A 21,464-nucleotide genomic window follows, 5' to 3' on the forward strand; every position below is an offset into this window, starting at 1 on the left:
CCGGATCTCGAAACTTATCGCCGTTTGCCATCGAATTCGACAATATCTATTTCGGACCAAAGATCTGAGGATCTTGGCTACTCACACCATTGCCAGTCTACATCCGGCGAGCCGATAGCAGCTTGCAATGATTACCTTGTAAGAGCGAGCCTGCTCGCCATAGCGGTGGATCAGTCAACGTTGAGCTGGCTGACAGGCCGCTATCGCGAGCAAGCTCGCTCCCACAGGTATCGTGCCCGTCTCAGATGTTCACCAGCCCGGTCGCCATCACCAACTCCTCCAACGCCAACAGGTCCGGCACTTTCGCCACGTGTTCCCCGACCTGCACCGCCGCCTGTTCCAACCCGCACAGCGGCACGTCGACGTAGCTCAACTGGCTGTCGAGCTTGCAGGAGCGCGGGATGCCTTGCACCAGCAGCGCGATGAAGCGCAACTCCGGCCGGCCGCCCAGGGCGTTGAGCACGACGATGCGCGCTCGCTCGCCCATCACGGTTTTCTGGCCGCAGGCCGATTCGAAGCTCAGCAGCGGGATCTGTCGTTCGCGCCAACTCACCCAGCCCAGGAACCACGGCGGGGTGTCCAGATCGAAGGCACTGCTCTGGTAATCGATCAGTTCGGCCACCGCCACGTTGGGCAGGATCAGGTGGCGGTCGGCCAGGGGCAGCAATAACCCGGTGAGGTGGCTGGCGCGATGGTCATGCATGGGTTTTGCTCCAGTAGGCGATGCTGTCGAGCAGCACCGATTCCTGGTACGGCTTGCCCAGGTAGTCGTTGACGCCGATGGCCATGGCGCGGTCGCGGTGTTTCTGGCCGGTGCGGGAGGTGATCATGATGATCGGCAGGTGCGCCAGGCGCGGGTCGTTGCGCACTTGCGTGGCCACTTCGAAGCCGTCCATGCGCGGCATCTCGATGTCCAGCAGCATCAAGTCAGGCGCATGTTCGGCCAGCAGTGCCATGGCATCCACACCGTCCTTGGCGGTCAGGACGTGCATGCCATGGCGCTCCAGCAGGCGGCTGGTGACCTTGCGTACCGTCACCGAGTCATCCACCACCAGTACCAGCAGTGGCCGTTGCGGCTCGCCCTCGCCTTCCGCCGGCACCTGGCGGCGCGGGACCTGATGGGGCAAGGCGCGGATCGGCGCCAGCAGGTCGAGAATCAACACCACTCGGCCATCCCCCAGGATCGTCGCCCCGGACAGCCCCTGCACCGCCGAGAATTGCGGCCCCAGGCTCTTGACCACGATCTCCCGGGTCCCGGCGATCGCATCCACCTGCACGGCGACGTGCCGCTCGTTGCACTGCACCAGCAGTACCGGCAACGGCTGGCTCTGGCCCAACAACTTGGGCCGGGCGCCGGTTTTCAGCAATTCGCCGAGGTAGCACAACTCGTAACGCTGCCCGGCATAGGTGTAGATCGGCGGATCGAGTTGGTAATAGCCGTCCAGTTCGGCGGGCAATACCCGGACAATGCTTTCGATGGCGTTCAGCGGGATCGCGTACTGGTCTTCGTGACAATGCACCATCAGCGCCCGGTTCACCGCCACGGTAAATGGCAGGCGAATGCGGAAATGCACGCCCTGCCCCGGCGTGGAATCGATGATCATGCTGCCACCCAGTTGCCGCACCTCTTCGTGGACCACGTCCATGCCGACGCCACGCCCGGAGATCTGGGTGATTTTTTCCGCGGTGGAAAACCCCGGTTGCAGGATGAACTGCAGCACATCGCGGTCGCTGATGTCGCTGTCCGGCGTCAGCAGGCCACGCTTGATCGCCTTGTTGCGCACCGCTTCCAGCGGCACGCCGGCACCGTCGTCGCGAATGTCGAAAATGATGTCGCCGCCTTCCCGGGACAGGTCGAGGCTGATGCGCCCGCGTGCCGGCTTGCCAGCGGCGATGCGCACATCGGCCGGCTCCAGGCCGTGGTCGACGGCGTTGCGCAGCATGTGTTCCAGCGGCGCCGCCATGCGCTCCAGCACGTTACGGTCCATCTCGCCGTCGGCATTGCCCACCACGAATTCCACGTCCTTGCCCAGTTCCTGCGCCAATTGCCGGACGATGCGCTTGAGCCGCGGCAGCATGCGCTCGAACGGCACCATGCGCGTGCGCATCAGGCCTTCCTGGAGTTCGGTGTTGATCCGCCCCTGCTGTTGCAACAGCAGCTCGGCATCGTGATTACTGCGATCCAGGGTTTCCTTGAGTTCGAGCAAGTCCGAGGCGGACTCGAACAGCGCCCGGGACAGCTGCTGCAATTGGGAATGCCGATCCATCTCCAGCGGGTCGAACTCTTCGTAGCCCAGGCGCTCGGCGTCCACCTGCTGACGACTGAGAATCCGCCCCTGGGTCTCGGTGTCCAGGCGCCGCAACTGGTCGCGCATGCGCTCGATGGTGGTTTCCATTTCGCTCAGGGCCACGCGCGCGTCGTTGACCTGCTGTTCGATGCGCCCACGGAAGATCGACGTTTCGCCCGCCAGGTTCACCAGGTCGTCGAGCAGTTCGGCGGAAACCTTGACCATGTCGGCACTGTCGCCCGTGGCGCCAGGCTCCGGTCTTGCCTGCGGCGCGGGTGGACTGGCGGCGGGGGCCGGTTCCGGTGTCGGGACAGCCTGTGGCGCAGCACTTTCCTGGGGATGATTCACCGACTGGATCTGCGCGATCAGCCGGTCGGCCAGCGGGCACGGGTGGCCGGCGCGCACCGCGTCGAGCATCTGCGCCAGTCGGTCATGGCTGCTTTGCAGCAAGGCGAACAGCGCCGGGGTCGGCTGGAGCAGGCCCGCCGACAGGCCTTCGTAGAGATTTTCCAACTCGTGGGCCAGATCGCCGATGGGGACGATTTCCACCATCCGCGCACCGCCCTTGAGGGTGTGCAAATCCCGCAGCAGGGTTTCCACGGCTTGGCGATTCGACGGCTCTTCCTGCCACCGCAGCAGCGCCGCGCCTGAGCTGTCGAGAATGTCGAAGCCTTCTTCAAGGAAGATTTCCAGCAACTCGGGATCATGGCCGGCACCGTCGGCCTGGGCCGCTGTGCTCATCTCGATGGCGTTCGGCTTGTCCTGGCGGAACCTTCGAATGGCGTCGATCAGCGCCACGGGATCGCCCAACGGCTGGTCCTGTTGCAACTGCCCAAGCAACAAGTCGAGGCGTTCGTGGCTGCTGCCGAGCAACTGCGCCAGTTCCTCGCTGTAGCTGTAGCGCCTGTCTACCAGCCCTTCGTAAAGGTTTTCCAGCTCCTGGGCCAGGTCGCTCACCGGACGGATGTCGGCCATCCGCGCGCCGCCCTTGAGGGTATGCAAGTCACGTTGCAGCGAGGACAGCGGCGCACCGTTGTCCGGGTCGGCCAACCAGCGCTGCAAGGCCTGCGCGGCGCTTTCGAGGATGTCCTGGGCCTCTTCGAGGAAAATCGACGCGAGGTCATCTTCCACCGAGGTCTCGGCGGGCGCGTCACGCTGCATTTCCGCGGTCGCGTGGCCCAGTTCGCGGATACTCAAGGTGCGGCTGCCGTCGCTGCGGATCAGGCCGGTGGCCGATGGGTCGAGACTCTCCTGGAGCAGGCGGCGCAGGGCGTGTACCCGTTCGGGCTGCGGACGCACGTGCTGACCGGCCGCCAGCTCGTCGAGCATGTCGATCAGCGCTTCATGGGCGCGCTGCGCTTGCTGGAAAAATTCGTCGCTGACCGCCAGGCTGCTTTCTTCCACCGCGCCATAAAGGTCCAGCAAGGCTTCGCAAAGTTCATCCACCGGGTGCAGGTCGGCCAGGTGTGCGCCTTCGCCCAGGGTGGTCAATTCATCCAGCAGCGCACTCAGTTCCTGGCCTTCGCCAGGGTGCTGTTGCCAGCGCTGCAAGAGGCTTTCGGCGTCCAGCAGGATGTCCATGCCCTGGGCGAGGAAGTTGTTGATCAGTTGCGGATCGCGCTTGGTCCGTCGTGCTTTGTCCGGCGCACTGTTGGCGGCGTGCAGACGCTCGGCCAGCAGGGCCTGGGCGCGGGGGATCAGATTCTCGGCGCCAGGAATCGGCGCCAGCGGCTCGCTGTGCAGCTGGCGCAGGCCGCGACGCAGCAGCCCTTCGGCTTCCAGCAGCAACTCCACCTCATCCAGGTCGAGGGCAATCAGGTGCGCCCGGTATTCGCGGGCCAGTTCATCCATCGCACCCGCCAGCTCGGCGATGGGCAGCACGCCGGCCATGGACGCGCTGCCCTTGAGGGTGTGCAAGGCTCGCTGCAATTCATCGCTGGCCTGCAACGGCAGATGGTCGGCCGCCTGGTCGAGAAAGCGGTCGAGGCTGGCGAGGTGGCCCTGGGCTTCGTTGTCGAAGATCTTCAACAGCAGCGGATCGAGGGCGACCACGTCCTGCTCGTCGTTCTCATCGTCTTCGTCGCCGCCCTTGGCCAGGACATGGGCGCGAGCAGCCAAGCGGTCGACATCGTCGCGTTGGCGCTGGTGATTGGCGGCAAATTCGGCCACCAGGGCCGGCAACAATTGCACCGTGTCTTCGACCAACTGGCGAACCGACGCGCCAGGCTCGACGCTGTGCTCCAGAACCCGATTGAGCAGGTTTTCCACAGCCCAGGCCAACTCGCCCAGCACCAGCGCCCGGACCATCCGGCCGCTGCCTTTCAAGGTATGGAAGGCCCGGCGCAGCTCGCCCAGGGCAACAGCGTCGTCGGGATGCGCACTCCAGCGCGGCAGGTACTCACGCAGGACGTCGAGGACCTCGGCGGTTTCCTCGAGGAAGACCTCGCGCAACTCGTCGTCCACCGGACTTTCATCCAACGGTGGCGGCAACAGACTGCCCGGGGTGCTCCTGGCCGGCGGGTTGACCGCCGAGACCGGGCTGGCCAGCACCTGGGCCAAGGACTGCACCGTCTGCGGGTCATCCAGTTCCTGCAAGTCCTGCATGACCTGGGCTTCGTTGGGGCTCAACACATCATCGAGCACCGGCACCCGTGCTTCGTCAGGGTAGTAACCGAGCACGGCCAGGCTCCGCTCGACCCCATCGAGCAACGGCTCGCCGGGGGTTTCGGGGTCTTCGCTCAAGCGCTCCAGGTAGTATTCAAGGCCAGTGATCACGTCGGCCAGGTGGTCGAGCTCTTCCCAGCCCGGCTGGGCCTGCTCCAGGAGCAGGTGGTCGCGGATGAACGCATTGCACGCCTGCACCAGGCTGGCGGCACGGCTCAGGGGAATCATCGCCAGCGCGCCGCGTACCTGGGTCAACAGCGCCGGCAAGGGTTGCAGTTGCTCGCTGTTCCAGTCCGCGTCGATATAGTCGACGATCATGTCCTTGGCTTGTTGCAGGCAGGTGTGGGCTTCCTTGATGACGATCTGGTGGATCTGGGTCAGATCGGTGGTGGGCAGGTGCGTGTCTTCGCGGCTCTCGGGCTCGACGGTGCCGACCATGCCGGCCAGGGTCGCCTCGACGTAGAGCAAGGCCCCGGCGACGTCCATGAGGGTGGCGTCGTCCGGCTCGCGCTGGCCCTGGGCAAGGCTCAGGACCACCGCCAGTTGATCGATGATGACCTTGCGCGGCTGGCCGAAACCCAGCACCGCCAGGGTGTCGGCGATCTGCCGCAGCGGCGCCAGCAGGCTGTCCAGTTCCGAGGCGTGCTGGCGATCGCTGCGCACGAACAGGTCCAGGCGCTCCTTTACCCGTACCAGTTCCTCGCACAGCGCGGCAAGCACCGAGCGCATGGCATCGCGGTCGGGCCCGGCCAGGCGCGCGCGTTCTTCGTCGACCATGGCGCTGTCGGGCAGCGCGTCGTCCAGTGAGTAGCGTTCTTTCATGATCTGCATCTGCCCGCTGGGATGTTCGGCCTTGGCAATATAGAACAACAAACTCTTGAGCAGGTGGGGCGGTGCCGGCTGATTGATGCCAGGCATGCCTTGGTCCAGCAGGCGCTTGAGTTCCTTGTCGGCTTCCTTGAACAGGCTGCGCAGCGCCGGGCTGTTGGCGATACGCCCGTCACGCATGCCTTCGATCAGCGCCGAGGCCACCTGCCACAACGCATTGAGCGGCGCCCCGGCACACAAGGTTTCCAGGCGCTGGAAGACCTTGGCCAGGTAACCCAGGTGGGTCGCGTCATCCTGTTCGCGCAACAGGCCCACCAGGGCCATTTGCAGGGTCTGGCGCAGTTTACGCAAGGTGTTTGGCAGGTCCGCGGGTTCGAGGCGCTGCAAAACCTCGTCGCTGAGCGGCGCGATATCGGGCAACTCGGGACTGAACAGGCTGGTTTCCGACAACAGGCTCTCGCCCCGGGCACTGCGCAGGTCATTGATCAAGGGCAGCACCACCAGCGGCAGGTCGCGACGGGCACCCTGTACGCGGTCCAGGTAGATCGGCAACTGCCCCAGGGCCTGGCTCAACAGGCTGATGGCTTCGTCGCGATGGGTCACGCGGTTGTCCTGCAGGGCGGCGCACAGCTGCTCCATCTCTTCGGCCAGCAACGCCGCACCGTAGAACTCGATCATCTGCAGGCCGCCGTGGACTTGGTGAATGCAGGCCAGGCAGTGCCCGAGGGCATCCGACGCCTGAGGATCGTCCACCAGTCGGTTGAGGGCCAGATGAGCCTGCTTCAGCGTTTCGGCAATCTCGCCCTTGACCCATTCCAGGGCCACGTAGTCGTGCCGATCACCCATAACCACTCCAAATCAACAGTTACCTGCCAAAGGGTACGAGTCAACCCTGTGGCGAGGGGATTTATCCCCGCTGGGCTGCGCAGCAGCCCCAAAAACCGGACAGCGAGGTCAGGTCGTCAGACAGTTTGAATGGGGCCGCTTCGCGCCCCAGCGGGGATAAATCCCCTCGCCACAAAAGCGCCTCATCACCAGACAAATCCCATCCTTCACGCCTTGTCCTCATCCGCCGCCGGCAACGTGAACCCCGACACCGAACGGCGCAGCTGGCTGGCCATTTTCGCCAGGTTGCCGATGCTTTCGGCGGTGGCGGTGGAGCCCGACGAGGTCTGCGTGGTGATCTGCTGGATCACGTTCATGGTCAAGGATATCTGCCCCGCCGAGGTGGTCTGCTGCTGCGCCGCGTTGGAGATACTCTGGATCAATGCCGCCAGGGTCTTGGACACGCCTTCGATCTCTTCCAGGGCCACGCCGGCATCCTGGGCCAGTCGTGCGCCGCGCACCACTTCGGTGGTGGTCTGCTCCATGGAAATTACCGCTTCGTTGGTGTCGGCCTGGATCGCCCGCACCAGGGTCTCGATCTGCCGGGTCGCCGCCGAAGAACGCTCGGCCAGGCGCTGCACTTCATCGGCCACCACCGCGAACCCGCGCCCGGCATCGCCGGCCATGGACGCCTGGATGGCGGCGTTGAGGGCCAGGATGTTGGTCTGGTCGGCAATATCGTCGATCAGGCTGACAATGTCGCCAATTTCCTGGGATGACTCACCCAGACGCTTGATGCGCTTGGCGGTGTCCTGGATCTGCTCGCGAATGTTGTCCATGCCGTGAATGGTGTTGTGCACCACCTCGTTGCCCTTGTTGGCGATTTCCACCGAACGCTCGGCCACCGCCGACGACTCGGCGGCATTGGCCGACACCTGGTCGATGGACTGGGCCATTTCATTAATTGAAGTCGAAGCTTCGGAAATCTGCTGGGCCTGGTGCTCGGACGCCTGGGCCAGGTGCATCGCCGTGGCCTGGGTTTCCTGCACGGCGGCGGCGACCTGGCCGGCGGTGAGGTTGATGGTCGCCACCAAGTCACGCAGTTGATCCACCGAATAGTTGATGGAATCGGCGATGGTGCCGGTGAAGTCCTCGGTGACCGAGGCCGTGACGGTCAGGTCGCCGTCGGCCAGGTCTTCGATCTCGTCCAGCAGGCGCATGATCGCGTTCTGGTTGCGCTCGTTCTTTTCCGCGGTTTCCCGCAGTTGGCGGTTGGTCTCGCGGACCATCACCAGGCCGATCAGGATGATCGACATCAGCGCCATCAGGCCCAGCACATAGCCGCCGATGGTATTGACCGAACGCCCACCGGCCAGGTTTTCGAAGGCCGTGGCCAGGTGCGACGCCTCGTCGAGCAGGGTCTGCGACAGGTTGAATATGTTGCCGGCCGATTCGCGGACCTTGAACAGCTCCGGGGAAGTCTCGAGGATTTCATCCACCGAGCCCGAGACAAACTCGAACAGCTCGCTGATTTCGCTCAGGCGCGCCCGGGCATCGCGGTCCTGGACCTGGGAGATCTTCAGGGCCGGGTCACCTTGCAACATGCCATTGAGCACCTGGCCAAAACGCGCGGCGTCGCGGCCGAAGGTGTCGGCGGCCTGGCTGGCGTTTTCGTCCCCCGCCAGCACGGTGTTCACCGCGCCGAGAATCCGCTCGGCCAGCAGCGACTGGCGCTGGGCCATGGCCACTTGGGTGGCCGGCGCGCCGCGCTGCAGCAGGATTTCGACGACTTTTTCGTACTCGACCTGCAACTGCGGCACGGTTTCGGCCAGGGTGGCCGCCACCTGATGCAGCGACAGCACGGTCTGTTCGCTGGAGAGAATGGCATCGGTGTTCTTGAGCAGGCGCTCCCAATCCAACTGCACGGCGCGCATCTGCGGGCGCAAGGTGGCGGGCGCAGGCGGCAGGCCGGTGACCGGATCGCCCTGTTTCAGGGAGCCCCAGCGCTGGGCGAAGTCATTGCGCGCATCGCTCAGCAGCTTGAACGCCGCGGGCTTGCCGGCGGCGGCCTCGGTGGCGTTCTTGGCGATACGCTGGGACAGCACCCGCAACTCACCGGCGTGGCCGATGTACTGTTTGTCGTAGGTGGATTGGGTGTTGAGGTAAGCGAAGTTGGCGAACAGCAGCATGATGAAGACGATCAGCGCGACGAACAGCACGATGATCTGCGAACGACTGCGCGACGCTTCCAGTGGCTTGCCTGTTTTTGCTTTGATCATCGGTTCTCGCCTGTACTGCCCAATCCAACCCAGTCACCGCCGAACCAACGTGGGAGCGAGCTCGCTCGCGATAGCATTGGCTCAATCAGCCTTGATTTAGCTGACCCACCGCAATCGCGAGCAAGCTCGCTCCCACAAGGGGCCTGCGCTGCATCTCGTCAAACAGCTACATCCATGAACCCCGGCGACCGCGCCAGGGCAAACGGGCTGAACACTTGCCACTCGCGCTCGCCGCCAAAACGACCCTTGACGAAGGCCGCTTCCGGGCCGTCAAGGTCGTCCACCAGCGTCGGCTCCAGGCTGTCCTGGGCAAAGTGCTGCAACCCGAGGACTTCGTCCACCAACAAGCCGGCGAACACCTCGTCGTGGTCCACCACCAGCACGCGCCGTTGCTTGCGCACGGGCGACAGTTCATGGCCGAAGAACCCGCACAAGTCCATCAACGGCAACAAGCGTCCGCGCAGGTTAGCCACACCCCGCACCCACGGCTTGACCCCGGGCAAAGGCGTGTGGCGTGGCTCGTGCAGCACTTCGCTGACTTCGCCCATCGGCGCCACGTACCAGTGCTCGCCCAGGCGAAAGCCGATGCCGCTCCAACCGGCGCGGTGGGTCGGCTGGGAGGGCAGGTCCGCCCCCAGCAGCCGACAATGCCGGTCGATCTGCAGCAGCAGTTCGAAGGCCGTCAGGGATTGGCTCATGGCCGCGCCGTCAGCCCGCCAGCACTTTGTTCAGGGTCGCGATCAGGGTTTCTTCGTCCACCGGCTTGGTCAGGTAGTCCTTCGCCCCCTGGCGCGTGCCCCAGACCTTGTCGGTGTCCTGATCCTTGGTGGTGATGATGATCACCGGGATGTGGCCGGTGTCCGGGTCCTTGGTCAACTGGCGCGTGGCCTGGAAACCGTTGAGGCCGGGCATGACGATGTCCATCAGCACCGCATCGGGTTTTTCCTGGCGGGCCAGGGCCACGCCATCGGCGCCATTCTCGGCCTTCAGGACCTGATGGCCGTGCTTTTCCAGCATGCCGGTCAGTTTGTACATTTCAGTCGGCGAATCATCGACGATCAGAACTCGTGCCATGGTGTTCCCCATATTCTTGTTGACCCCAGGCCCGTTGGCCGAGTGTCATTGATGTGCCTGGTGCGGCTGGACAGCGGCAAAGCCCGGGACATGGGCCTGTATCGCTCCCAGCAGTTCTTCCTTGCTGAACGGCTTGGTCAAAAACTGATCGGAACCGACGATGCGCCCCTTGGCCTTGTCGAACAACCCATCCCGGGACGACAGCATGATCACCGGCGTGGCCTTGAACGCGCTGTTGTTCTTGATCAGGGCACAGGTCTGGTAGCCATCGAGACGCGGCATCATGATGTCGACGAAAATGATGCCCGGATGATGGTCGGCGATCTTGGCCAGGGCATCGAAACCGTCGATGGCCGTGATCACCTCGCAGCCCACGTTGCGCAGCAAGGTTTCGGCGGTGCGGCGGATGGTCTTCGAGTCGTCGATGACCATGACCTTCAAGGCGCTGGGTTGCTGCTGCGTGAGATGCTCTGCCATTGCCGCTGCGGACCGATTTTTAAGGCGTAAGTGTGATCGACAGCGCAAACCCTTGATGTTCAAGGCCCGCACGTCACATGGCAGCCTTTTTAGCACAGTCTCCATCGCCGATCTATCGGCCGCTCGGCGCGGTGGTTTTTCCTTGACCGACAATCTTCCGGGCGCCACTCTGACGCCACTTTTTCACGCCATTATGTGCCCATCATATTTCGAGGAACCAAGCCATGAGCGTACGCGTCGGCATTGTCATGGACCCTATCGCCAGCATCTCCTATAAAAAGGATAGCTCGCTGGCCATGCTGCTGGCCGCTCAGAAGCGCGGCTGGGAGCTGTTCTACATGGAGCAGCGCGACCTCTACCAGGCCGAAGGCCAGGCACGGGCGCGGATGAAGCCGCTGAACGTCTTCGCCAACCCCGAAAAATGGTTCGAACTGGGCGATGAACGCGATGCGCTGCTCAGCGACCTGGACGTGATCCTGATGCGCAAGGATCCGCCGTTCGACATGGAGTTCGTGTACTCCACCTACCTGCTGGAACAAGCGGAAAACGCCGGCGTGCTGGTAGTCAACAAGCCCCAGAGCCTGCGCGACTGCAACGAAAAGCTGTTCGCCACGCTGTTCCCGCAATGCACGCCGCCGACCATCGTCAGCCGTCGCCCGGACGTATTGCGCGAATTTGCCGACCATCACGGCGACGTGATCCTCAAGCCCCTGGACGGCATGGGCGGTTCCTCGATCTTCCGGCACACCGCCGGCCACCCTAACCTGTCGGTAATCCTGGAAACCCTGACCCTGCACGGCCAGCAGCAAATCATGATCCAGGGCTACCTGCCGGCCATCGTCGATGGCGACAAGCGCATCCTGATGATCGACGGCGAACCGGTGGATTATTGCCTGGCGCGCATCCCGGCCGCAGGCGAGACCCGGGGCAACCTGGCGGCCGGCGGGCGTGGCGAGGCGCGTCCATTGACCGAGAAGGATCGCTGGATCGCCGCCCAGGTCGGCCCGACCCTGCGGGAAAAAGGCTTGCTGTTCGTGGGCCTGGACGTGATCGGCGAGCACCTGACGGAAATCAACGTCACCAGCCCGACCTGCATTCGCGAGATCGACAACGCCTTTGGCACCGACATCGGCGGCCTGCTGATGGATGCCATCGATCAGAAGCTCAAGGCTCGTTGATCCAGATCTGCTGAAGGAAACTCACATTGCGTTATCATGCCCGGCCTGAAAAAAACGCGATGTTGGTTTCCTTGTCATGACACTCCCGTCCGATCTGCCCCAAGAGCTCGCCCATCGTGGCGTGCGCCCGGCTGATCGCCTCGGTTTTACCTTGTTCCTGGCGGCATTGATCCACCTGGCCCTGCTGCTGGGCGTCGGGTTTGCCACGGTCGAGCCCAAGCAGATCAGCCAGACCCTGGAAATTACCCTGGCCACCTTCAAGAGCGAGGCCAAGCCCGAGAAGGCCGACTTCCTCGCCCAGGAAAACCAGCAAGGCAGCGGCACCCTGGAAAAAAAGGCGACCCCCAAGACCACCGAGATCGCACCGTTCCAGGACAGTGCGGTACAAAAAGTCACCCCGCCCCCAGCGGCCAAGCCCGAAGTGCAGGAGACGGCGCCCAAGGCGGCCGTGACCACCGTGGCGCCAAAGCCGAAAAAAGCCCCGGTCAAGGAAGAGGTCAAGCCTGATCCCAAGCCCAAGGCCCCCGTGCCCACCTTCGACAGCTCCCAGCTGTCCAGCGACATCGCCAGCCTGGAAGCCGAACTGGCCCAGGAGCAACAGCTCTACGCCAAGCGCCCACGCATCCACCGCCTGAGCGCCGCCTCGACCATGCGCGACAAGGGTGCCTGGTACAAAGACGAGTGGCGCAAGAAGGTCGAACGTATCGGTAACCTCAACTACCCCGACGAAGCGCGGCGCAAGCAGATCTACGGCAACCTGCGGCTAATGGTCTCGATCAACCGGGACGGCTCGTTGTATGAAGTGCTGGTGCTCGAATCCTCCGGCCAGCCGCTGCTGGACCAGGCGGCCCAGCGGATTGTGCGCCTGGCGGCACCGTTCGCACCGTTTACCGGGGACTTGTCGGACATCGACCGGCTGGAAATCATCCGCACCTGGAAGTTTGCCCGCGGCGACCGGCTTTCCAGTAACTGATAACCACCCAATCCCCTTGTGGGAGCGAGCTTGCTCGCGATAGCAGACGGTCAGTCGACCTCTGTGTTGAATGATCAATTGCTATCGCGAGCAAGCTCGCTCCCACAGGGGATTGGTGACAGCCTCAGGCATTTCCCGGCTTGTCAGTTCGCCCCCGCGCCGCCACACTAGCGCCTATGAAAAACGTCAGCCCCACCTACCTCAAGCATCACTTCCTGATTGCCATGCCGCACATGGCCGATCCGAACTTTGCCCATACCTTGACCTACATCGTCGAGCACACGGCCAATGGGGCCATGGGGCTGGTGATCAATCGCCCGCAAGAGCTGAACCTGGCGGACATTCTTGAGCAACTGCGGCCCGAGGTCGAACCGCCACTCTTGTGCCAGCACGTGCCGATTTTCATCGGTGGCCCGGTGCAGACCGATCGCGGTTTCGTGCTCCATCCATCGGGCCCCAAATACCAGGCCACGGTGGACCTGGACGGCGTGTCGCTGTCCACCTCCCAGGACGTGCTGTTCGCCATCGCCGACGGCGTTGGCCCGGAAAAGAGCCTGATCGCCCTCGGCTACGCCGGTTGGGAACCCGGGCAACTGGAAGCCGAACTGGCCGACAACGCCTGGCTGACCTGCCCGTTCGACGCCGACATCCTGTTCAACACCAGCAGCGAACTGCGCCTGGAAGCGGCCGCCAGCCGGCTGGGGGTCAACCTCAGTCTGCTCACCAGCCAGGCAGGACACGCCTGATGGCCCTGCGCTTGCTGCTGGGCTTCGATTACGGCACCAAACAGATCGGCGTAGCGGTCGGCCAGGTCATTACCGGCCAGGCCCGCGAGTTGTGCACCTTGAAGGCGCAGAATGGCGTTCCGGACTGGAACCAGGTCGAAGCGCTGATCAAGGAGTGGAAACCCGATGCCGTGGTGGTCGGCCTGCCCCTGAACATGGACGGCACGCCCAGTGACATGTGCCTGCGCGCCGAAAAGTTTGCCCGCCGGCTCAATGGCCGCTACAACCTGCCCTTCTATACCCATGACGAGCGCCTGACCACCTTCGAGGCCAAGGGCGAACGCCTGGTGCGCGGCGGGCAAAAAGGCAGTTACCGCGACAACCCGGTGGACGCCATCGCCGCCGCCCTGCTGCTGCAAGGCTGGCTCGACGCCAACACCGCCCTGTTCGAAACCTGATTTTTTGAAAGCGCCGCCAAGGCGCTTTCTCTTAGCGATAGACCGCGCCACTCACCACCGGCCCGGGAACCTGAAGGAGCCAGCATGAGCCTGCCCAATCCTGCCGAACTGATCAGCCAGATGGCGATTCGTCTCAAGGCACACCTGGAACACCGCGGCATCAGCGACCCGCGCTACATCGGCATTCGCACCGGTGGCGTGTGGGTCGCCCAGGCCTTGCTCGACGCACTGGGCAGCCAATCGCCGCTGGGCACCCTGGACGTGTCCTTCTACCGCGACGACTTCAGCCAGAATGGCCTGCACCCGCAAGTGCGCCCCTCGGCGCTGCCGTTCGAGATCGAAGGCCAGCACCTGGTGCTGATCGACGACGTGCTGATGAGCGGTCGGACCATCCGCGCCGCCATGAACGAATTGTTCGACTACGGCCGCCCGGCCAGCGTGACGCTGGTGTGCCTGCTGGACCTGGACGCCGCCGAGCTGCCAATCCGGCCCAACGTGGTCGGTGCGACGCTGACGCTGGCCGCCCACGAGCGGGTCAAGCTCTCCGGACCGTCGCCGCTGCAACTCGAACTGCAAGACCTTGCCCTTTAACTGCCCTTGTAAGAGTCCATCGCGATGACGCCTCTCGAAACCAAGCGCCCGCTGCAGCTCAACGATCAGGGCCAGCTGCGGCACTTCCTGTCCCTCGACGGCCTGCGCCGCGAGCTGCTGACGGAAATCCTCGACACTGCCGACTCATTCCTTGAAGTCGGTGCCCGGGCGGTGAAGAAAGTCCCGTTGCTGCGCGGCAAGACCGTGTGCAACGTGTTCTTCGAAAACTCCACCCGCACCCGCACCACCTTCGAACTGGCGGCCCAGCGGCTGTCGGCGGACGTGATCACCCTCAACGTGTCCACGTCCTCGGCGAGCAAGGGTGAAACCCTGCTCGACACCCTGCGCAACCTCGAAGCCATGGCCGCCGACATGTTCGTCGTGCGCCACGGCGACTCCGGCGCAGCGCACTTCATCGCCGAACACGTCTGCCCGCAAGTGGCGATCATCAACGGCGGCGACGGCCGTCACGCCCACCCGACCCAGGGCATGCTCGACATGCTGACCATCCGCCGGCACAAGGGCAGCTTCGAGAACCTGTCAGTGGCCATCGTCGGCGACATCCTGCACTCGCGGGTGGCGCGCTCGAACATGCTGGCCCTCAAGACCCTCGGTTGCCCGGACATCCGCGTGATCGCGCCGAAAACCCTGCTGCCCATTGGCGTCGAGCAATACGGCGTGAAGGTCTACACCGACATGACCGAAGGCCTCAAGGATGTCGACGTGGTGATCATGCTGCGCCTGCAACGCGAGCGCATGACCGGCGGCCTGCTGCCCAGCGAAGGCGAGTTCTACCGCCTGTTCGGCCTGACCACGGCGCGCCTGGCCGGGGCCAAGCCGGATGCCATCGTCATGCACCCGGGGCCGATCAACCGCGGCGTAGAGATCGAGTCGGCCGTGGCCGACGGGCCGCACTCGGTGATTCTCAACCAGGTGACCTACGGCATCGCCATCCGCATGGCCGTGCTGTCCATGGCCATGAGCGGCCAAACGGCCCAGCGCCAATTCGACCAGGAGAACGCCCAGTGAAGCTCAGCATTCTCGGCGCACGCGTGATCGATCCAGCCAGCGGCCTGGATCAAGTGACTGACATTCATATCGATGCCTGCAAGATCGTCGCCCTTGGCGCGGCGCCGACAGGTTTCGTCGCGGTCGAAATCCTCGATGCCCAAGGCTTGGTGGCCGCTCCCGGCCTGGTGGACCTGAACGTCTCCCTGCGCGAACCAGGCTACAGCCGCAAAGGCAGCATCGTCAGCGAAACCCGGGCCGCCGCCGCCGGTGGCGTGACCAGCCTGTGCTGCCCGCCGCAGACCAAACCGGTGCTGGACACCTCGGCCGTGGCCGAACTGATCCTCGACCGCGCCCGCGAAGCCGGCAATACCAAGGTCTTCCCGATTGGCGCACTGAGCAAAGGCTTGGAAGGCGAACAACTGGCCGAGCTCATTGCGCTGCGTGATGCCGGTTGCGTGGCGTTCGGCAACGGCCTGAACAGTTTCCGCAATACCCGCACCTTGTGCCGCGCCCTGGAATACGCAGCGACCTTCGGCCTGACGGTGATCTTCAACTCCCAGGACCACGACCTGGCCGAAGGCGGCCTGGCCCACGAAGGCCCGACCGCCAGCTTCCTCGGCCTGCCGGGCATCCCGGAAACCGCCGAGACCGTGGCCCTGGCCCGGGACCTGCTATTGGTGGAACAAAGCGGCGTGCGCGCCCACTTCAGCCAGCTGACCAGCGCCCGCGGCGCGGCGTTGATCGCCCAGGCCCAGGCCCGCGGCTTGCCGGTGACCGCCGATGTGGCGCTGTACCAGTTGATCCTGACCGACGACGCGCTGATCGACTTCAACAGCGTCTACCATGTCCAGCCACCGCTGCGCACCCGTGCCGACCGCGATGGCCTGCGTGAGGCGGTGAAGTCCGGGGTCATCTCGGCCATCTCCAGCCATCACCAACCCCATGAGCGCGATGCCAAGCTGGCACCGTTCGGCGCCACCGAGCCGGGCATCAGCAGCGTCGAACTGCTGCTACCGCTGGCGATGACGCTGGTGGAAGACGGCTTGCTGGACCTGCCGACCTTGCTGGCACGCCTGAGCGCCGGCCCGGCCCAGGCACTGCAACTGCCGGCGGGGAAACTCGCGGTGGGCGCCGCGGCGGACCTGGTGCTGTTCGACCCCGCCGCGTCCACCGTGGCCGGTGAAGCCTGGCGCTCCAAGGGCGACAACTGCCCGTTCCTCGGTCACAGCCTGCCGGGCGTGGTGCGTTTCACCCTGATGGATGGGCGGATCACTCACCAGGCCTGATACCGCGTCGCGCCTATCGCGAGCAAGCTCGCTCCCACAGTTGGATCTTTGGTGAACACATGATTTGTGAACACCTCGATCCAGTGTGGGAGCGAGCTCGCTCGCGATGCAGGCGACCCGGTCTTACTGGAACGCCCCACGCTTCTGCGCATTACGAATCGACACCTGATCGTTCAATGTCCAGAAGTCATACAGCACCCCGAGGAAAAACACCCCGCCGGTCAGCAGGTAAATGATCCCACTGAGCCATTTGCCCTGGTACATGCGGTGTACGCCCAGCACCCCGAGAAACGTCAGCAGAATCCACGCCACGCTGTACTCGATCGGCCCCGGGGTGAAACGCAGGTCCGCTTCGCGGTCCATGGCCGGGATGAGGAACAGGTCGATCAGCCAACCGATGCCCAGCAGGCCGAAGGTGAAGAACCAGATCGTGCCCGTGACCGGCTTGCCGTAATAAAAACGGTGGGCGCCGGTAAAACCGAAAATCCACAGCAGATACCCGATGACTTTGCTGTGGGTATCGCGAATGGCGTCCTGCTGATAGCTGTTCATGAATGGTCTCTTTTGCCTCGATAGAAAAATTTGTTCGGACTTTTTGTGACTTTTTTGTGTCTCGCCGACAAGCGGTTTCGGACGACACAAACCGGCGAAAGCCCCGTAGCACGGGGGTTCTGTCAGACAATCTGGTCAATTGGGTGCATTTTTCCGGGCTTTGCGTTGGGTTTCGAATCGACAAACGGCCTCGGGATGGCAAAAAAAGCTGTTATAAAGTTGCGCGCTAACCTTCAAGAGCCCTGCCTAATGCGTCCATTTTTCAAGACATGGCTAACCATCTGCCTATTATTGCCACTGGCCGCCCACGCCACCAATCGTGAGCAACGTCTTCCCAACATCAACGGCTATACCCCGAAATCCCATGTTTCTGCTCCTTCGAGCAAGAGCAAGCAAAGCCTCCAGCGCGTGAGCAGCGCCCATAGCCGTCTGGTGCCACCCATGGCGACCAAGACGACCAGCAATGTCCTGAGCCGCGCCGTGAATGTCCTTGGCACACCTTATCGTTGGGGCGGCAGCAGCCCAAGTAAAGGCTTCGACTGCAGCGGGCTGGTGAAATATGCCTTCAACGACGCCACGTTCGACCTGCCACGCACCTCCAACGCCATGGCCGCCGGTCATGGCGAGAAGGTCGAGCGCAAGGACCTCAAGCCCGGCGACCTGATCTTCTTCAAGCTCAAGAGCCGCCGAGTCAACCACGTGGCCATCTACCTGGGCAACGACCGCTTCATCCACGCCCCGCGCCGTGGCAAGTCGGTGACCATCGACACCTTGAACAAGCCGTACTGGAACAGCCACTACGTGGTCGCCAAGCGAGTGCTGCCCAAAGAACCGGGCACGATGCGCGTCGTCCAGCGCTGATCCCCCCTGTGGCGAGGGGATTTATCCCCGTTGGGCTGCGAAGCAGCCCCCAAATGGCGAGCCAGAGATAAAGGCGTAAGCCTCTGCATTGTTGGAGGCGCTTCGCGCCCCAGCGGGGATAAATCCCCTCGCCACAGGGCGCACCTCCCTCAGAAGTTATCCGGCGTACGCGCCCGCTCCCGGGCATGTTCACGGCTGATCAAGCCCTTGCCCACCAGGTCCTTCAGGCACATGTCCAGTGTCTGCATCCCCAGCGAGCCGCCGGTCTGGATGGACGAGTACATTTGCGCCACCTTGTCTTCACGGATCAGGTTCCGGATGGCCGAGGTCCCCAGCATGATTTCATGCGCCGCGATCCGACCCCCGCCGATTTTCTTGACCAGCGTCTGGGAAATCACCGCCTGCAACGATTCCGACAACATCGAGCGAACCATGGACTTCTCGTCACCGGGGAACACGTCCACCACCCGGTCGATGGTCTTGGCCGCTGACGTGGTGTGCAGGGTGCCGAACACCAGGTGCCCGGTTTCGGCGGCGGTCAGCGCCAGGCGGATGGTTTCCAGGTCGCGCATCTCACCCACCAGGATCACGTCCGGGTCCTCCCGCAGGGCCGAGCGCAGGGCTGTGGAGAAACCCTGGGTGTCGCGGTGCACCTCGCGCTGGTTGATCAGGCATTTGCGCGGTTCGTGAACGAATTCGATAGGGTCTTCGATGGTGAGGATATGGTGGTGCTTGTGGCTGTTGAGGTGGTCGATCATGGCCGCCAGAGTGGTGGACTTGCCTGAGCCGGTCGGCCCGGTCACCAGCACCAGCCCGCGAGGCGCCTCGGTCACCTTGCGAAACACCTCGCCCATTCCCAGGTCTTCCATGGTCAGGACTTTCGACGGAATGGTCCGGAACACCGCCCCCGCGCCACGATTCTGGTTGAAGGCGTTGACCCGAAACCGCGCGATGCCCGGCACGTCGAAGGAAAAGTCGGTCTCCAGAAACTTTTCGTAATCCACTCGTTGCCGATCGTTCATGATGTCGTAGATCAACTCGTGGACCTGCTTGTGGTCCAGCGCCGGCAGGTTGATCCGCCGTACATCGCCATCCACGCGGATCATCGGCGGCAGCCCGGCGGACAGGTGCAGGTCCGACGCCCCCTGTTTGGCGCTGAACGCCAGCAGTTCAGTGATATCCATAGCGCTCCTCAATTCCAGTAGAATGCCGCGAACCTCAGACCCGCTGGCGCTTCTTTATGTCCACGATAGCAGACAACATCGCTCAGGTTAGATCGCGCATCCGCGCTGCGGAGCAGGCCGCCCAGCGTGCCGGAAACAGCGTTCAACTGCTGGCCGTGAGCAAGACCAAGCCCGCCCAGGCCCTGCGTGAAGCCTACGCCGCCGGCCTGCGAGACTTTGGCGAGAACTACCTGCAAGAGGCCCTGGGCAAACAAGTCGAATTGACCGACCTGCCCTTGATCTGGCACTTCATCGGCCCCATTCAATCGAACAAGACGCGCGCTATCGCCGAACACTTCGACTGGGTGCACTCCGTGGATCGCTTGAAAATTGCACAGCGCCTGTCCGAGCAGCGCCCGGCCGAGTTGCCGCCGCTGAACATCTGCATTCAGGTCAATGTCAGCGGTGAAGCCAGCAAGTCCGGCTGCACCCCGGCAGACCTGCCCGCCCTGGCCAGCGCCATCAGCGCTTTGCCGCGCCTGAAGCTGCGCGGACTGATGGCGATTCCCGAACCCACCGAAGACCGCGCCGCCCAGGATGCTGCCTTCGCCGCTGTCCAACGCTTGCAAGCCAGCCTGGCGCTGCCGCTGGACACCCTTTCCATGGGCATGAGCCACGACCTTGAGTCAGCGATTGCCCAAGGCGCCACCTGGGTGCGCATCGGCACTGCCCTGTTTGGCGCCCGCGACTACGGTCACTCCTGAATCATGGCCCACTCATCTCTTTATAAGGACCTGTCATGAGCAACACGCGTATTGCCTTCATTGGCGCCGGCAACATGGCCGCTAGCCTGATCGGTGGCCTGCGGGCCAAGGGCCTGGACGCTTCGCTGATCCGCGCCAGCGATCCGGGTGAAGAGACCCGCACCCGGGTGAGCGCCGAACACGGCATCCAGACCTTTGCCGACAACGCCCAGGCCATCGACGGCGCGGACGTCATCGTGCTGGCGGTCAAGCCGCAAGCGATGAAAACCGTCTGCGAGGCCCTGCGCCCGAATCTCAAGCCCCATCAGTTGGTGGTGTCGATTGCCGCGGGGATCACCTGCGCCAGCATGAACAACTGGCTCGGCGAGCAGCCGATCGTACGCTGCATGCCCAACACCCCGGCGCTGCTGCGCCAGGGCGTCAGCGGCCTGTTCGCCACCGAACAGGTGAGCGCCGCGCAACGTCAGCAGGCGCAAACGCTGCTATCGGCCGTCGGCCTGGCCTTGTGGCTGGACACCGAGCAGCAATTGGATGCCGTCACCGCCGTCTCCGGCTCGGGCCCGGCGTACTTCTTCCTGCTGATCGAAGCCATGACCGCCGCTGGCGAGAAGCTCGGCCTGCCCCGGGAAACCGCCGCTCAACTGACCTTGCAAACCGCCTTGGGCGCCGCGCACATGGCCGTCGCCAGCGATGTCGACGCGGCCGAGCTGCGTCGTCGCGTGACCTCCCCGGCCGGCACCACCGAAGCGGCCATCAAATCGTTCCAGGCCGGGGGTTTCGAAGCCCTGGTGGAAAAAGCACTCGGCGCCGCCGCGCACCGCTCGGCCGAAATGGCCGAACAACTGGGCCAATAAGGAGCCATTCATGATTGGATTGAACACTGCAGCGGTCTATGTGCTGCAAACCCTCGGCAGCCTGTACCTGCTGATCGTACTGCTGCGCTTCGTGCTGCAACTGGTGCGCGCCAACTTCTACAACCCGCTGTGCCAGTTCATCGTCAAGGCCACCCAGCCGCTGCTCAAGCCGCTGCGCCGGATCATCCCAAGCCTGTTCGGCCTGGACATGTCCTCGCTGGTGCTGGCGATCCTGGTGCAAATGGCGCTGATGGCCCTGACCCTGCTGCTGACCTACGGCACCACCGGCAACCCGCTGCAACTGCTGATCTGGTCGATCATTGGCGTGACCGCGCTGTTCCTGAAGATTTTCTTCTTCGCCCTGATCATCAGCGTGATCCTGTCGTGGGTCGCGCCGGGCAGCCATAACCCCGGTGCCGAACTGGTGAACCAGATCTGCGAGCCGGCCCTGGCACCGTTCCGCCGCATCGTGCCGAACCTGGGTGGCCTGGATATCTCGCCAATCCTGGCATTCATGGTGCTCAAGCTGATCGACATGCTGGTGATCAACAACCTGGCGGCGATGACCATGATGCCGGAGATCTTGCGTCTGCTGATCTGACGCCCCCAGCTC

Annotated in this window: 19 protein-coding genes; 11 read left to right on the plus strand and 8 right to left on the minus strand. The window is 63.7% G+C overall.

Features of this window, described 5'->3' with window-relative positions:
• Positions 1-241: 241 nt before the first annotated feature.
• The 6 genes from ACMTA2_RS30670 to ACMTA2_RS30695 form a co-directional block, all read right to left on the minus strand.
• Positions 242-703, minus strand: a complete 462-nt coding sequence (locus tag ACMTA2_RS30670) for a chemotaxis protein CheW (RefSeq protein WP_413793065.1) — start codon at positions 701-703, stop codon at positions 242-244.
• The gene (locus ACMTA2_RS30675; RefSeq protein ID WP_413793066.1) at positions 696-6,626 is read right to left on the minus strand and encodes an Hpt domain-containing protein; all 5,931 of its coding nucleotides are present in this window, start codon (positions 6,624-6,626) and stop codon (positions 696-698) included. The genes ACMTA2_RS30670 and ACMTA2_RS30675 overlap by 8 nt, the downstream gene beginning before the upstream one ends.
• 206 nt (positions 6,627-6,832) lie before the next feature.
• Positions 6,833-8,884 carry a methyl-accepting chemotaxis protein gene (locus ACMTA2_RS30680; RefSeq protein WP_413793067.1) on the minus strand — a complete coding sequence of 684 codons (2,052 nt, stop codon included), beginning with the start codon at positions 8,882-8,884 and terminating at the stop codon, positions 6,833-6,835.
• A 158-nt stretch (positions 8,885-9,042) separates the two neighbouring features.
• Positions 9,043-9,582, minus strand: a complete 540-nt coding sequence (locus ACMTA2_RS30685) for a chemotaxis protein CheW (RefSeq protein WP_413793068.1) — start codon at positions 9,580-9,582, stop codon at positions 9,043-9,045.
• A gap of 10 nt (positions 9,583-9,592) precedes the next feature.
• Positions 9,593-9,958, minus strand: coding sequence for a twitching motility response regulator PilH (gene pilH / locus ACMTA2_RS30690; RefSeq protein WP_003206465.1), 366 nt, complete (start codon positions 9,956-9,958; stop codon positions 9,593-9,595).
• 45 nt (positions 9,959-10,003) lie between these two features.
• Positions 10,004-10,435, minus strand: a complete 432-nt coding sequence (locus tag ACMTA2_RS30695) for a response regulator (RefSeq protein WP_413793069.1) — start codon at positions 10,433-10,435, stop codon at positions 10,004-10,006.
• A 224-nt stretch (positions 10,436-10,659) separates the two neighbouring features.
• Between ACMTA2_RS30695 and gshB the strand changes: the two genes are divergently transcribed.
• The 7 genes from gshB to ACMTA2_RS30730 all read left to right on the plus strand — a co-directional run bounded on the left by gshB (position 10,660) and on the right by ACMTA2_RS30730 (position 16,657).
• Entirely contained in the window at positions 10,660-11,613 is a 954-nt protein-coding gene (gshB, locus tag ACMTA2_RS30700) for a glutathione synthase (protein ID WP_413793070.1), read from the plus strand.
• Positions 11,614-11,689: 76 nt separating this feature from the next.
• On the plus strand, positions 11,690-12,586 hold the full coding sequence (locus ACMTA2_RS30705; RefSeq protein WP_413793071.1) for an energy transducer TonB: 897 nt from the start codon (positions 11,690-11,692) through the stop codon (positions 12,584-12,586).
• A 176-nt stretch (positions 12,587-12,762) separates the two neighbouring features.
• Complete coding sequence (locus ACMTA2_RS30710; protein WP_003206472.1) at positions 12,763-13,332, plus strand: YqgE/AlgH family protein; 570 nt, start codon at positions 12,763-12,765, stop codon at positions 13,330-13,332.
• Entirely contained in the window at positions 13,332-13,769 is a 438-nt protein-coding gene (ruvX, locus tag ACMTA2_RS30715; RefSeq protein ID WP_039590497.1) for a Holliday junction resolvase RuvX, read from the plus strand. The genes ACMTA2_RS30710 and ruvX overlap by 1 nt, the downstream gene beginning before the upstream one ends.
• An 84-nt stretch (positions 13,770-13,853) precedes the next feature.
• Positions 13,854-14,360, plus strand: coding sequence for a bifunctional pyr operon transcriptional regulator/uracil phosphoribosyltransferase PyrR (gene pyrR / locus ACMTA2_RS30720; RefSeq protein ID WP_413793072.1), 507 nt, complete (start codon positions 13,854-13,856; stop codon positions 14,358-14,360).
• A 24-nt stretch (positions 14,361-14,384) separates the two neighbouring features.
• Positions 14,385-15,389, plus strand: a complete 1,005-nt coding sequence (locus tag ACMTA2_RS30725) for an aspartate carbamoyltransferase catalytic subunit (RefSeq protein ID WP_003177495.1) — start codon at positions 14,385-14,387, stop codon at positions 15,387-15,389.
• A complete protein-coding gene (locus tag ACMTA2_RS30730; protein ID WP_413793073.1) occupies positions 15,386-16,657 on the plus strand; it encodes a dihydroorotase in 1,272 nt (423 codons plus the stop codon). Before ACMTA2_RS30725 ends, ACMTA2_RS30730 begins: the two co-directional genes overlap by 4 nt.
• A 123-nt stretch (positions 16,658-16,780) precedes the next feature.
• Here ACMTA2_RS30730 and ACMTA2_RS30735 read toward each other — a convergent pair whose 3' ends face one another.
• Positions 16,781-17,209, minus strand: coding sequence for an NINE protein (locus tag ACMTA2_RS30735; RefSeq protein ID WP_053188929.1), 429 nt, complete (start codon positions 17,207-17,209; stop codon positions 16,781-16,783).
• Positions 17,210-17,458: 249 nt separating this feature from the next.
• Here ACMTA2_RS30735 and ACMTA2_RS30740 point away from each other — a divergent pair, with 249 nt between their 5' ends.
• Positions 17,459-18,070 (plus strand): C40 family peptidase, encoded by a 612-nt coding sequence (locus ACMTA2_RS30740; protein WP_413793074.1) that lies wholly within the window; start codon positions 17,459-17,461, stop codon positions 18,068-18,070.
• A gap of 149 nt (positions 18,071-18,219) precedes the next feature.
• Here ACMTA2_RS30740 and ACMTA2_RS30745 read toward each other — a convergent pair whose 3' ends face one another.
• Entirely contained in the window at positions 18,220-19,254 is a 1,035-nt protein-coding gene (locus tag ACMTA2_RS30745; RefSeq protein WP_413793075.1) for a type IV pilus twitching motility protein PilT, read from the minus strand.
• 56 nt (positions 19,255-19,310) lie between these two features.
• On the opposite strand from ACMTA2_RS30745, the gene ACMTA2_RS30750 reads away from it, so the two are divergent.
• The 3 genes from ACMTA2_RS30750 to ACMTA2_RS30760 are packed head-to-tail and all read left to right on the plus strand — an operon-like array spanning position 19,311 to position 21,452.
• Complete coding sequence (locus tag ACMTA2_RS30750; protein ID WP_413793076.1) at positions 19,311-19,997, plus strand: YggS family pyridoxal phosphate-dependent enzyme; 687 nt, start codon at positions 19,311-19,313, stop codon at positions 19,995-19,997.
• A gap of 35 nt (positions 19,998-20,032) precedes the next feature.
• A complete protein-coding gene (proC, locus tag ACMTA2_RS30755) occupies positions 20,033-20,851 on the plus strand; it encodes a pyrroline-5-carboxylate reductase (protein WP_413793077.1) in 819 nt (272 codons plus the stop codon).
• Between the two features lie 10 nt (positions 20,852-20,861).
• Positions 20,862-21,452, plus strand: a complete 591-nt coding sequence (locus ACMTA2_RS30760; RefSeq protein ID WP_413793078.1) for a YggT family protein — start codon at positions 20,862-20,864, stop codon at positions 21,450-21,452.
• Positions 21,453-21,464: the final 12 nt, after the last annotated feature.

This window comes from Pseudomonas medicaginis, assembly GCF_965119365.1.
GTDB lineage: Bacteria > Pseudomonadota > Gammaproteobacteria > Pseudomonadales > Pseudomonadaceae > Aquipseudomonas.

Coding starts and splice junctions, on each gene's coding strand:
- ACMTA2_RS30670 (WP_413793065.1), bottom strand. CDS start 703: ATGCATGACCATCGCGCCAGCCACCTCACCGGGTTATTGCTGCCCCTG.
- ACMTA2_RS30675 (WP_413793066.1), bottom strand. CDS start 6,626: ATGGGTGATCGGCACGACTACGTGGCCCTGGAATGGGTCAAGGGCGAG.
- ACMTA2_RS30680 (WP_413793067.1), bottom strand. CDS start 8,884: ATGATCAAAGCAAAAACAGGCAAGCCACTGGAAGCGTCGCGCAGTCGT.
- ACMTA2_RS30685 (WP_413793068.1), bottom strand. CDS start 9,582: ATGAGCCAATCCCTGACGGCCTTCGAACTGCTGCTGCAGATCGACCGG.
- pilH (WP_003206465.1), bottom strand. CDS start 9,958: ATGGCACGAGTTCTGATCGTCGATGATTCGCCGACTGAAATGTACAAA.
- ACMTA2_RS30695 (WP_413793069.1), bottom strand. CDS start 10,435: ATGGCAGAGCATCTCACGCAGCAGCAACCCAGCGCCTTGAAGGTCATG.
- gshB (WP_413793070.1), top strand. CDS start 10,660: ATGAGCGTACGCGTCGGCATTGTCATGGACCCTATCGCCAGCATCTCC.
- ACMTA2_RS30705 (WP_413793071.1), top strand. CDS start 11,690: ATGACACTCCCGTCCGATCTGCCCCAAGAGCTCGCCCATCGTGGCGTG.
- ACMTA2_RS30710 (WP_003206472.1), top strand. CDS start 12,763: ATGAAAAACGTCAGCCCCACCTACCTCAAGCATCACTTCCTGATTGCC.
- ruvX (WP_039590497.1), top strand. CDS start 13,332: ATGGCCCTGCGCTTGCTGCTGGGCTTCGATTACGGCACCAAACAGATC.
- pyrR (WP_413793072.1), top strand. CDS start 13,854: ATGAGCCTGCCCAATCCTGCCGAACTGATCAGCCAGATGGCGATTCGT.
- ACMTA2_RS30725 (WP_003177495.1), top strand. CDS start 14,385: ATGACGCCTCTCGAAACCAAGCGCCCGCTGCAGCTCAACGATCAGGGC.
- ACMTA2_RS30735 (WP_053188929.1), bottom strand. CDS start 17,209: ATGAACAGCTATCAGCAGGACGCCATTCGCGATACCCACAGCAAAGTC.
- ACMTA2_RS30740 (WP_413793074.1), top strand. CDS start 17,459: ATGCGTCCATTTTTCAAGACATGGCTAACCATCTGCCTATTATTGCCA.
- ACMTA2_RS30745 (WP_413793075.1), bottom strand. CDS start 19,254: ATGGATATCACTGAACTGCTGGCGTTCAGCGCCAAACAGGGGGCGTCG.
- ACMTA2_RS30750 (WP_413793076.1), top strand. CDS start 19,311: ATGTCCACGATAGCAGACAACATCGCTCAGGTTAGATCGCGCATCCGC.
- proC (WP_413793077.1), top strand. CDS start 20,033: ATGAGCAACACGCGTATTGCCTTCATTGGCGCCGGCAACATGGCCGCT.
- ACMTA2_RS30760 (WP_413793078.1), top strand. CDS start 20,862: ATGATTGGATTGAACACTGCAGCGGTCTATGTGCTGCAAACCCTCGGC.